This is a genomic window from Granulicella sp. dw_53 (assembly GCF_018449545.1).
In the GTDB taxonomy this organism is placed as follows: Bacteria; Acidobacteriota; Terriglobia; order Terriglobales; family Acidobacteriaceae; genus Edaphobacter.
Map to the genome: position 1 here is coordinate 103,148 of NZ_JAAVUR010000006.1, position 11,896 is coordinate 115,043.

An 11,896-nucleotide genomic window follows, 5' to 3' on the forward strand; every position below is an offset into this window, starting at 1 on the left:
CGCATTGTGAAGAACTCGGAGAACTGGATCGTTCGTTCGAGAAGCGCGGCCAGTCTTCCTCTGCTTGCGTTCTGCGCGGCTCGTTTTTCTAAATCTGGATAGCGTACTAACCTAAATATTTGCTATGAGATAGGAGAGAAATCCACTTTTCAAGCGACAACGAGTACTACTACTAGTATTTTAGTTCTTTTAAATCTAGTTTCTTAGAAGCAGTACGCGGCTCGTTTCCATTTTTGCCTGTCCGGAGACCCTACGTGCGTCACACACAAGCACCCTTGCTTTCCACAAAGAAAACTATCGCGCTGCAGACCGCTTCCCCCTAGAATCGAACAAGCAGTAGAGCGTCAACGTGCAGAATCGGCTCGATTCGGTGTACAGTTTGGCCAGCTACCCTTCAGCAACCCCCAAACGGAGAGACGACAGTGACGATTGCGACCACCAGCGCTACTCAAGAGCCCGAGACGACCGCGGCACCAACCGGAAACCTTGAGATCACCGTCTCGCGCGCAGAGCTGCTGCGGGAGCTGACGGCGGCTCAGTCGGTCGTGGAACGCAAGACCACGATCCCGATTCTGTCGAACTTCCTCTTCGAGGCCGCTGACGACAAGCTGACCATCACGGCGACCGATCTGGACCAGAGCCTCAAGACGAGCTGCGCGGCCAAGGTCAAGAAGCCCGGCGCGTGCACGATTCCGGCGCGCAAGCTGTATGACTACATCAAGCTGCTGCCCGAGGGCGACATCTCCATCAAGCTGATGGACAACCACTGGGTGCAGATTCGCGCGGGCCGCTCGAACACCAAGATGGTTGGAATGGCGCGGGCCAACTTTCCGCAGGTCGCCGAGTTCCCTGCCTCCGGCGCCTTCAAGATCTCCGTGCCGTCGCTCAAGAACATGGTCTCGAAGACCATCTTCGCCATCTCCAACGAGGAGTCCCGCTATACGCTGAACGGCGCCTTGCTGGTGCTGAAGGCCGAGAGCATGGCCATGGTCGCGACCGACGGACATCGCCTGGCGCACATCGAGAAGCTGGGTGAGACCCTGGAAGGCGTCTCGGGCGAGAAGAAGACCTTGATCCCTCGCAAGGCGTTGAGCGAGCTCTCCGGCCTGCTGAGCAATACAGACTCCGAGACCCTGGAGTTTGCCGACGACGACCAGACGCTGTTCTTCAAGATCGGTGGAAGGGTATTGACCAGTCGCAAGCTAACCGGCCAGTTCCCCAACTACGAGGCCGTCCTGCCACGCGACAACACTAAGTTCGTTATCGTCCGCAGCGAGGATCTGATGGGCTGCATCCAGCGTGTCGCGCAGTTCGCGGACGAGCGTTCGGGCGCGATCAAGATCCGGCTGGAGCAAAACGAGTTGAAGCTCTCTTCCTCATCGACCGATGCGGGCGAGTCTGAGGACACCATTGAGACACCGTACAACTACGACCCGCTAGTAGTCGGCTTCAACAGCCAGTACCTGATCGACTTCCTGAAGGCGATCGGCAATACAGGCGAGGTGCGGCTGGAGTTCAAAGACGCCCAGTCTGCCGGCCAGATGCGTCCGGAAGACGCCAACGAGGACGTAAAGTACCGCTACATCCTTATGCCCATGCGCATCTGAGTGGACCTCAGAATGAGGTTTAGCAACGTAGTCTGGTTGCTAAACTTCATCCGCTTCGATGTGCTTTGTAGCGTTATCTACTGAACGGTCCGTAATGCCGTCTATCCCGTTACAACGCCCATTGCCAGGACGGCGCATACGACCGCGAAGATGTCTTCTGCTACCGCTACGTGCCAGTCCTTGCAACCCAGCTTCTCCACTAGGTCCCGGCGTATCAGGTAGCCTGCGAACGCTCCCATCAATGCGCCCGCCGCGCCTAAAAAGATGCCTTCGAAGAGGGATCCGTCCAGCGAGGTCGCGGCGATTGCGCCGATCAAGCCTCCGACCACCACCCGCGCCACCAAAGGTGCGGGAGCCGTGCGGTTCTGGGCTCGCGGCAGCTTGTCACCGATATACTCACCCACGGCCAGCACAGAGAAGATCACCGCCGTAACGAGATGTCCCGTCCACGCAGTCCATGTTCCATCCACCGGGAGATCGCCTCGGTAGGCGAACCAACACAACACCATGATCGATGTAAACGTGCGGAGTCCTGTTACCACGCCTAAAAGCGGAATCGCGATAAGCCATGTCAATACTGCCATCGTCATCTGCTCTTCTCCACGCTCGAGTTCGGTTGGAACCGGAGACTTGCTATTGCATCTCCGAATAGCCAGACCGTCAAGTACGACAGCTCAAAATCCTCACCATTTTGACGGAATTGTCCTTCTCTGCGGTATCCGTGGTGTCATGATAGCCCGATGGAAGTCCAGGAAAGGCTGAGATTCATAGCCGATCCTTCCCCACCCACCTTACATGGAGACGACCTCAATTGGAGAATCTCCGAAGTTCGTTTCCATGCTAACTACAGGAAATTACCGTCCGGAAGTCGCGCTTCCGGACGGATACCGCATCAGCCCTGGCGAAGAAACTCGTATAGCGGAAAGCGCTCGGCCAGCTCCGCTACTTCATGCCGAATCTGCTCCAGCTTTCCTGTATTGGTGTGATTCTCGAGTGCCTGAGCGATCCATCCGGCGACCAGCTTCATCTCTGGCTCTTTCATTCCCCGCGTCGTCAATGCAGGCGTTCCGATCCGGATTCCGCTGGGCTTCATCGGAGGGTTCTGGTCGTAAGGAATCGCATTCTTGTTCACGGTAATGCCAGCGGAGCCAAGAGCATGCTCGGCTTCGGATCCGAGAATTCCCTTCTCGAAGACGTCCACAAGCATCAGGTGCGTATCGGTGCCGCCGGAGATGATGCGATAGCCCTTCGCGGCAAGCGCCTCCGCGAGCACCTTGGCATTTGTAACTACCTGTGCGGCATATGTGGCGAACTCGGGTTCCAGAGCCTCTTTGAAGGCGACTGCCTTGGCTGCGACGATGTGCATCAAGGGACCGCCCTGCTGGCCGGGAAATACGCTGCGGTCGATTCCGGCGGCGAACTCCTGGCGGGAGAGGATCATTCCGCTGCGTGGTCCGCGCAGTGTCTTGTGCGTGGTGGTCGTGACTACGTGCGCGTGCGGGACTGGCGAAGGATGCACTCCACCGGCTACCAGGCCGGCGAAGTGGGCCATGTCGACCAGAAAGTAGGCTCCGACCTTGTCGGCGATGGCGCGCATGCGCTCGAAGTCGAACTGGCGCGGATAGGCGCTGCCGCCGCCGATGATCATCTTCGGCTTCTCGCGGACGGCGGTCGCTTCCAGCTCGTCGTAGTCGATGGTCTCGGTGTCCTTGCGGACCTGATAGCCGACGACGCGGTAGAGCTTGCCGGAGAAGTTGAGCTTATGGCCGTGGGTCAGGTGACCGCCGTGGGCGAGGTCTAGGCCGAGGATGCAATCGCCGGGCGTCAGCAGCGCCATGTAAGCCGCGGCGTTGGCCTGCGAGCCGGAGTGCGGCTGGACGTTGACGTGTTCGGCTCCGAAGATGCGCTTGGCGCGGTCGCGGGCGAGGGTCTCGATGACGTCGGCGAACTCGCATCCGCCGTAGTAGCGCTTGCCGGGGTAGCCTTCGGCGTACTTGTTGGTGAATACGGTTCCGGCTGCCTCGAGGACGGCGCGGCTGACGAAGTTCTCGGAGGCGATCATCTCCAGGCCTTCGTGCTGGCGTGCGATTTCGTTGGTAATCTGGGCGGCAGTTTCGGGATCGGAGGCGGCTAGAGTCGCATTCAGGTCAATAGGCATTTGCTTATTTTATCCTCAGGCTGTGGATGCAACTGGGGCCTTGCCAACGGCTTGCTGGGCGAGGCGCTTGAAGGATTCGTAGACGAACGATCCAAGGTACCAGCCGTCCATATATTTGTAGGGCGTTTCGCCGGTGGTGTAGTGGCCGCAAGGCAGGACCTTGGAGACGTAGTCGACTTTGTGACGATCGAAGTTGGCGAGGACGTCGAGGGAGAACTCGCGCAGGAAGGTCAGGTCGTAGGTCGCGTGGACGACCAGGACCCGCTTCGGGTTCGCGGCAAATCGTTCCATGTAGGACATGGGGCTGATGCCGGTGAAGACCTCGCGGATCTGGTCGCGGTTGAGGCCTGCCTGCTCGAAGGCGGCGCGGACGTGGCGCGTGCTTTGGCCGGTCCAGACGACGTCGCCGAACCAGGTCGAGGCGTGGTTGAAGGCGCAGACCTTGAGGCGGGCGTCGTGAGCCGCGGCGATGAAGGCGTAGCAGCTTCCCAGGCTGGTGCCGAGGATGCCGAACTGCTCGTAGCCTTGCGATTCGAGCCAGTCGAGGCAACTGCGGATGTCGACGACCGCCTGGCGACAGGCTGCGGTGGTGCGGCCGATGTTGGAGCTGACCGCGTAGTCGGAGCGCTCCAGCTCGGCTGGGCGACGAATGTCGTGGTAAGGCTTCGATAGGCGCAGGGCGGAGATGCCGAAGCGGTTGAAGAGCGTGCAGAGCGCGTTGTGGCTGAAGGCGTCTGCGTTCCACTGCGGCATGACGATGATGGCCTGCTTCGGCTTGCCTGCTTGTTTCTCCGCCGGAGCGGGGTACCAGCGGGCGTTGACGACGTCGTTCTCCGGGTAGGGAGTGGCGACAGGCGAGGTGAAGCGGAGGAACTCGGCCTCTTCGAGCTCGCCGATGGCGGCCTGGAGCTTCAGCTCAGCGTCCTGGGCGAGGGTCTCGGGCCGGACGTTGGTGGGAAAGAGCTGCGGGTGGCGCATCTCCAGGCGGAAGTCCGTCGGCGTCTTATAGCCGAAGAAGTCGTCGGAGCAGGCGACGATCTGGCGGTTGAGTTCGACCATTGTCTGAAGGTCGTCTGGACCGTCGTGGCTGAAGTCGCTGAGCCAGTCGAAGCCCCATTCGAGGGGGCGGACGATGCGGTTGGTGTCCCGGGTGGTGAGCGCGGTCTCCCAGGAGAACATCCACTTCGCGTAGAGCTTGGAGAGCATCTCCCCAGTTTACCAAGGGTCTATTTGGCCGGGGCTACCCCCACCCCCCCTATGCCGCGTGTAAGCGGTTTGTTAGCAGCGGGTTGCGGGGCTGGACCCTTGCTAAATTCCTCTAAACAATCGGGTTGTGGCCAAATATGTGCAGGAAAAGGGGTTAGCCTTTCGATGCTTTGATTGTTATTTTTCTGTTTCTAAGATCTATTTTATTGGTTTGAGGTTAACTAAAGTGCCATTTGGTTAGGGGATATTTTTGGTTCGTATGTGTCTGTTTCTTTTGGGTTTGCTGGTTTTGGAGGAGGTGTAAGTTGTTGGTGGGGGGTTGACAGATTTTGTTGGGTGCTCGGCTTAGCGATGAGGAGACTGTCGAAGGTGGGTACTTGGCTGGGTTGGGGTTTACATCCCACCCTTCGCTAGAGACAAAGGCGCGAAGGATGGGGCACCCGGGCGGTTGGGGCTGGGTGAGGAGGACGGTTGGGCTTTGGAGGTTGGGATAGGAGTGCGGTCGGGCTTTCCACCCCAACGAGCAAAAAACGCTCGTCGGGGACCCCGGTTTGCCCGATACCCCACCCTATTTGCGATGAGACTGCAAAAAGGGTGGGGCACCCGGATTGTGCTGCCCCGGATTGTGCTGCTTCGTGGGTTACGAGATTGTGAGGCCGGACGTTATGGGCTATGGGAGTTGGTGTTGGCCGGCTATGACGTTTGAGAGGGCTGTCCAGAGGGGAGTTCGGCCGATGGGGATTCTTAGTTGGTTGAGGGCGTAGATGAGGGGGGCGGCCCAGAGGGTGGAGCGGTGGATTCGGCGGAGGGAGATGAGGTCGTAGGTTACGGGCAGTAAGAGGAAGGCCAGGTAGGCCCAGCTATGGGCTGCGAAGGTTAAGCCGACTGCCTCGTAGGGCCAGCGGTCGAGTGCGGCGTCCATGATGCTCAGCGTGGCGAAGAGGACCAGGCGCTTGTGCGATTCGGGGCGGCGGCGGGCCAGGTAGGAGGCCACGATGAGGATCGAGAAGGAGACCATGTCCATCAAGGAGATGGCGAAGGAGACGTTGGGATCGTTGGAGCCGATTCTGCCGCCGCGGCGGAGGGAGTCGGTTGCGGCGAGGATGCCGAAGACAACTACGAGCACGGCCACATAGTAGCTATAGAGACCGAAGCGCTGGTGCCAACGCAGGCGTCCTGCCGGGATGAGGAAGGTCTGGACCATGAGCAGGACGAACCATAGCGAGAAGATGGCTCCGTGGATGTGAATCATCTTGCTGGGTAGAGGAGCGCGGATAGTGCCGGCGAGGAAGTAGCTCTTTGCGAATCCAAGCACGACGGAGGCGGTGAGCAGGATCGCCATACCTCCGAAGAAGAGGCGGTCTTGGCGCGGACTGGCTCGGCGTATGGGGTGTGGTGCGGGGATGGAAGGCATGGCAGCGGTGGTCATCGCTGACTTCCCTGTGCGGTCTGTCGTGTTGTGTTTGGCCTCATGAGTTCTCTCGTCATGAATTAACACGGCGGGCGCGGTGGTATTTCCGTTGGTGCTTTCGCATTTCCAAAAACGTGTAGTGGTGTGGCGCTTCGAGCGAAATACAAATACAGGGGTCCTTCACTGCGTTCAGGATGACGGCGTAAAACAAACAACAAACAACAAACAACAAACAACTGCCACTGCGACAACAACAACAGCTAATGACGAGATCGACGGTAAGGGCAGAGCGAAAACAAAAATACGTTCGCCTTCGCTGCGCTCAGGACGGCGGTGTAAACGAACAAGACAAGATTAATGGCAACAACAAAGCGCTGCGGGCACCCCGGAGATTCGGGTACCCACAGCGAGGAGAAGTGACAGCCCTAAGGATTGCGTTAGAAGCAGGCGTATCCGAGTTGGTAGGTGGTGGAGTCTGCCAGGGGTACTGGGCCGGTGGAGATGACGAAGCCGGTGGTGGCGGGCGAGGTAATGATCAGGTTGTTCAGTGCGGTTGCGGTTGCTTGATTTTGAGCGGTGGGGATGCAGACGTTGGGGGCTTGTGCCAAAGGAGTTGCGAAGAGGACCGACATCGTGGCGGAGGAGGCTGCGGGCGCTGCTCCGGTTGTGAAGAGCACTGTGCCGGAGACGTTGGTGCTTCCGGGGGTGAGTGCGACTCCGGTGGGAAATGTGCCTGCTCCGGGCCCTGGGGCGAGGGTGGGGATGATGGAGTTGCCGATGAATTGGGTAGCTGCGATCTGCCCTGCTTTTAGAGGAGCGGAGGAGTCCGCGTAGGTTCCGTTGCCGATGCACAGCTTCATGATTCCTCCTCCGCATGGAGACATGCCAAGGAAGTTGGCGTTGGCGGTGGGGTTGACCGACCATCCTAAGACGTAGGTGCTTCCGTCGACGCGGAGGTTGCTGGGGGAGATGAGTGCCCGGGTGGTGGTGCCCCAGACGAGGCGTTGATTGCCGTCGAGCGCCCATTCGGTTCGGGTGCCGGTGTTGTTCAACTGCGTGGTGCCTTGCCAGTGGAAGATTGCGCCGGTAGCGATGCTGGTCTTCATGGTGACGCCGAGTGCGTTCATGAATCCGTTGGCGGTGAATTGGGTGGTGGCTCCCATCTTGAGCAGGGTTGCGCCGGTGCAGGAGCCGGAGCCGTTCACGCACTCGGCGCGGATGAACAGTACGTCGTCGCCTTGGTTGCCGCCGACTTTGCCGGTGCCGCTGATGGACATGACTGTGCCGCTGGCGTCGGAGGTCTCAAGAATTCCGTCGATGTAGCTGTGGTAGAGGAAGGTGTTGTCTTCGACGGAGAAGCCGACTTGATTGGTTCTGATGCCGGCGCGAAAGCCGCGGATGGAGGTGTATCCGAAGCTGTTGCTGAAGGATGTGCCGGCGCTGTTGGTGAAGCGCATGGCGATGGAGCTATTGCCGGAGGTGATGTCGACGAGGGCCAGGCCTTCCGTGAAGCCGGCGGTGTTGTCGAACCAGAAGGAGGAGGAGGTGGGTGTGCCGTTGAAGTTGTTGATTGCGACGTTGGTGAGGTGAACCTTGGCGATGTCGCCGGCGTGGATGCCGCTGATGGCGGTCGCCGAGGTGCTGTAGATGGAGCAGTTGTCGACGGAGGGCCCTTGGTTAGGCTGGGTCTGCGCAGCCCCTGAGACCAGCGCGCTGGGGCGAATGCGAATGGCGTCTCCAGAGCCGGTGTAGGTCAAGATGACGCCGGGTTCGCAGTGCAGATTGACGTAGGGCGAGTCGAGCACGATGGTGGTGCTGAAGTCGTAGTTCCCTGCCGCGTTGTAGTAAGGGATGGTGACGGAACCACGCTTCCAGGTCTGTCCGTTCTGCGTCACGGTGGGGAGGGTGGCGATGACGGCGTTGACCCAGGCTCCGATGTCTACGTTCTGAGGAGGTGAGTCTACGCCGGTTAGTCCCTTGACTTGCATGAAGCTGTCGGTGGCTGGTGGAGTCAGCGTAGCTACGGTTTCGGTTGCATCGTTGGTGGGAGCGGAGGAGGCGTTTGTGGGTGCCTCGGCGAATGCGATTGAGGCGGAGAGACAGAGTACGGACAACATGACCAGCTTCTTCATCGCGACGATCTCTTTTCTAATCTAGATCCCATAGCTACCTGGGCAAATCGATAAGGGACGTGTAAGTGTTGCTGAGGGGGTGCATCGGAGCCAGTGTGTCTCGCGATGTGGCGACTTTGTAAGTCGCGATCGCCAGAGCAACGTAGTTACGACGTCCGTTCAACAGAGACAGGTCCTTGTCAATCTCGTGATGAGCTATATCGTTTGGCGTTGAAGGCAAGGAAGGTTAATTTACTGTCTATAAGTCGTCATTTACGGTAAACGACTTATGTTTTTGGTAGCTCAGTTGCAATATTTTGCAAGATGTAAGTCGCGGGGGAGTTACTCGGGTTGGCTTGATGTAACTACTGCGAGTAAGTCTTTTCTTAGGAATTTCAAGCCTTCGTGGAGTTATGAAGAATTCTGGCGTTGTTTTTTTCTTCGCTTCAGATGGCGACCTAAGAAGGACTCAGGTAAGACAAAAAAAATGCAGACGTATCCGTCCGGCTTCTCTGAAGCTGGGTTGTTGTGGTTGAAGCAACGGTGAAGTTTCTAGAACTCGGAGAAGACCATGCAGACGCGACCGACGATGTAGTCGGAGGGGGACTCTTGCGCGGCGAGAGGAAGGAGCTGGACGGGAAAGGTCATGGAGTAGGGACGGAGGATGAGGTTGCCTTCGTCCAGCTCGATGAAGCGCATGACGAGCGAGGCTCCGGAGCGGACGGCGTAGAGGTTGGGTTGGTGGGCGCGGTAGGGGGCGAGGGAGTTGTAGTGGCGATCGAGGACGACGATCGCTCCGGGCTGGAGGAGAGGCTCCATGGCTGCGGCTTGCTGGGCGTCGGTGCGGATGCGACTTCGCGGCAGTGCAGGTGATCGAGCTGAGGACGGGGTTGCAGTGCGCGGAGCTGCAGCAGCGGCTTCCGGTGCTGGAGCTGGCTCGGGTGGCAGCGGAGCTGGGGCGCGAGTATGGCATGGGGCGGGAGAGCTTGATTGCGGTGGAACGGAACAATCATGGGGCTGCTGTGCTGGCATATCTGGATGCGGTGGAGCGGTACTCGCGAGTGTGGGCTCAGGGTGGTATGGCGGGGTGGTTGACGACGGCGGGGAACAAGCCGGGGATGGTAAGCCGGATTGGGGCTTTGCTGGTGGAGTCGCCCTGGATCTTCGCCAGCAAGAGGCTGCTGGCGGAGTGCCGGAGCTTTGTGAGTCATGCGGGAGGAAGGACAGGGGCGGCGAATGGTGCACATGACGATTGTCTGATGGCTATGGCGGTCGCGCAGGCGGTTCGGGCAGAGTGGTTGGTGCGGCGGAGGTAAGTTTGGTTTGGTTGGGCGAGGAGAACCAAGAGCTGGCGTTGTACGTCCCACCCTATCCGACGATGAGGCTGCCGGATAGGATGGGGCACCCGGGACGGTTGGGGTCGGGTGAGGAAGGCGGTCGTGCTTCGCACGATACCCCACCCTATTTGCGGTGAGACTGCAAAAAGGATGGGGCACCCGCGGTTTTGGCGGGGAGGAATTTGGCGTCACGTATTCTGCTAAGGCGAGGTTGGTTTTGGCGGTTTTGGCGGTGCAGGCGATTCGTCGGATGCGGGGTGGGGCGCAGAGCCAGTTGATGCTGGGGGCGGATGGGAATCTTTGGGTGGTGAAGTTTCAGAACAATCCGCAGCATCTGCGGGTGCTGGCGAATGAGCTGATCGCGACGCGGCTGGCGGCGGCGGTGGGGTTGACGGTGCCGGCGAGCGATGTGGTGGAGGTGACGGAGTGGCTGGTGGCGAACTCGCCCGAGATGCACGTCGAGCTGCCACGCAATGGGCGGGAGCGGTACCGGGCGGGGCTGCAGTTCGGCAGCAGGTTTGTGGGTGGGTTGATGCCGGGGCAGGTGGTGGACTATCTGCCGGAGCCGCAGTTGCAGGAGGTGCGCAACCTGGGGGAGTTCGCCGGGATGCTGTGTCTCGATAAGTGGGCGGGGAACTGCAATGGGCGGCAGGCGGTCTTCGAGAGGAGGCCACGGGAGCGGAGGTATCGGGCCAGCTTTATCGACCAGGGGTACTGCTTCAATGGCGGGGAGTGGACGTTTCCGGATAGTCTGCTGCGCGGGGTGTACCAACGGAACACGGTGTACGCGGGAGTGACGGGGTGGGAGAGCTTCGAGCCGTGGTTGAGCCGGATCGAGGCGATGGAGGCGGGGACGCTGTGGGAGATCGCCGAGGAGGTTCCGCCGGAGTGGTACGGCGGGGATACGGCGACGCTGGAGCGGCTGGTGGAGCAGATGTTGATGCGGCGGCAGCGGGTGCGAGAGCTGATTGGGATGTTTCGCGACTCGGACCGGAGGCCGTTACCGATGTGGGTGCGGAGGGAGACGGTGGGGGTACAAGAGGAGTTTGCGAAGCTGGGTGAGGCGGGTAAATTTGTAATGTAGGGTGAGGGGCTTGATGGAGCGGCTGGCGTGCGAGTTCTTCCTGATCCGGTATGTGCCGGATGTGGTGAAGGGCGAGTTTACGAATATCGGGGTGGTGCTGCGCAAGGCTGGGCCGTCGGCTGGCGGCGCGGCGGCAGTGCGGTTTACGCGCGACTGGAGCCGGGTGCGGTGCATGGACGCCGACGCGGATGTGGGGCTACTGGAGTCGCTGGAGGGAGAGATTGCGGCGCGGCTGCGCTCGGATACGGGCGAGACGAAGCTGGTGATGGAGCTGCTCTCCGACACGCTCTCGAATGCGCTGCAGGTGACTCCGGTGAAGGCCTGCCTGGCGGAGAGCATGGCGGCGGAGATGGAGCAGTTGATGCGGATGTACGTGGAGCCGCTGAAGGTGAAGGTAGAGCGCAAGCGTACGGGAAGGGCGGCGATCGCGGGGGCGATGCGGACGGAGTTCGAGCGGGCCGGGGTTTGGGGGCTGATGCGGAAGCGAATCGCGGCGGCGACGTATACGCGGGCCGGCGATCCGATGCGGATCGATTGCGGGTACCGGGTGGGTGTGGAGCAGGCGGGTGCAGACGGGCTGATCCGGATGTTCCAGGCGGTGTCGCTGGAGGGGGATGTGGAGACGGCGAAGGTCCTGGCCTACTCGGCTCCGCAGCTGCGGGATGGGGTGGCGCGGGTGGAGAGAGCGAGGCTGGAGCTGACGGCGGTGGTGGAACCTCTCCGGCTGGTGTCGTTTGGCAAGGATGCGGAAGAGGATGCGGATGAGGCGACGGAGCGGTACCGGTTTGGCGTGGAGGCGATGGAGCGGCAGGAGATTCGGGTGATGACGGTGAACGATCTGGCCAGGATGGCGGAGACGGCCAGAGCTGAGTTGAGGGTATAGAGGGGTTAGGGGTTAGGGGTTAGGGGTTAGGGGTTAGATCGAGACGGTTGGCGCGGCCTTTTGGCTGTGCCTTTTTTTATTTGGGCTAAGGATTTTTTG

Annotated in this window: 10 protein-coding genes; 4 read left to right on the top strand and 6 right to left on the bottom strand. The window is 60.1% G+C overall.

What is annotated here, in order from left to right; genetic code table 11:
- The first annotated feature begins 428 nt into the window (after window positions 1–428).
- Window positions 429–1,607 (top strand): DNA polymerase III subunit beta, encoded by a 1,179-nt coding sequence (gene dnaN, locus HB393_RS10935; RefSeq protein WP_213805426.1) that lies wholly within the window; start codon window positions 429–431, stop codon window positions 1,605–1,607.
- Window positions 1,608–1,708: 101 nt separating this feature from the next.
- Here the strand turns inward: dnaN and HB393_RS10940 are convergent, their stop codons facing one another.
- From HB393_RS10940 to HB393_RS10965, 6 genes are all read right to left on the bottom strand, one after another.
- Entirely contained in the window at window positions 1,709–2,197 is a 489-nt protein-coding gene (locus HB393_RS10940; RefSeq protein ID WP_213805210.1) for a DUF4126 family protein, read from the bottom strand.
- A 302-nt stretch (window positions 2,198–2,499) separates the two neighbouring features.
- Entirely contained in the window at window positions 2,500–3,765 is a 1,266-nt protein-coding gene (glyA, locus tag HB393_RS10945) for a serine hydroxymethyltransferase (RefSeq protein WP_213805211.1), read from the bottom strand.
- A 15-nt stretch (window positions 3,766–3,780) separates the two neighbouring features.
- Complete coding sequence (locus HB393_RS10950; protein WP_213805212.1) at window positions 3,781–4,971, bottom strand: alpha/beta hydrolase family protein; 1,191 nt, start codon at window positions 4,969–4,971, stop codon at window positions 3,781–3,783.
- Between the two features lie 670 nt (window positions 4,972–5,641).
- Window positions 5,642–6,400: a hypothetical protein gene (locus HB393_RS10955; RefSeq protein ID WP_213805213.1), complete on the bottom strand. Its 759-nt coding sequence runs from the start codon at window positions 6,398–6,400 to the stop codon at window positions 5,642–5,644.
- Window positions 6,401–6,819: 419 nt separating this feature from the next.
- A complete protein-coding gene (locus HB393_RS10960) occupies window positions 6,820–8,514 on the bottom strand; it encodes a hypothetical protein (RefSeq protein ID WP_213805214.1) in 1,695 nt (564 codons plus the stop codon).
- Window positions 8,515–9,045: 531 nt separating this feature from the next.
- Entirely contained in the window at window positions 9,046–9,312 is a 267-nt protein-coding gene (locus tag HB393_RS10965) for a hypothetical protein (protein ID WP_213805215.1), read from the bottom strand.
- A 44-nt stretch (window positions 9,313–9,356) separates the two neighbouring features.
- Here HB393_RS10965 and HB393_RS10970 point away from each other — a divergent pair, with 44 nt between their 5' ends.
- From HB393_RS10970 to HB393_RS10980, 3 genes are all read left to right on the top strand, one after another.
- Window positions 9,357–9,809 (top strand): hypothetical protein, encoded by a 453-nt coding sequence (locus HB393_RS10970; protein WP_213805216.1) that lies wholly within the window; start codon window positions 9,357–9,359, stop codon window positions 9,807–9,809.
- Between the two features lie 238 nt (window positions 9,810–10,047).
- Window positions 10,048–10,914: a HipA family kinase gene (locus HB393_RS10975; RefSeq protein ID WP_213805217.1), complete on the top strand. Its 867-nt coding sequence runs from the start codon at window positions 10,048–10,050 to the stop codon at window positions 10,912–10,914.
- Between the two features lie 13 nt (window positions 10,915–10,927).
- Window positions 10,928–11,797 (top strand): DUF3037 domain-containing protein, encoded by an 870-nt coding sequence (locus HB393_RS10980; RefSeq protein WP_345945149.1) that lies wholly within the window; start codon window positions 10,928–10,930, stop codon window positions 11,795–11,797.
- Window positions 11,798–11,896 lie beyond the last annotated feature (99 nt).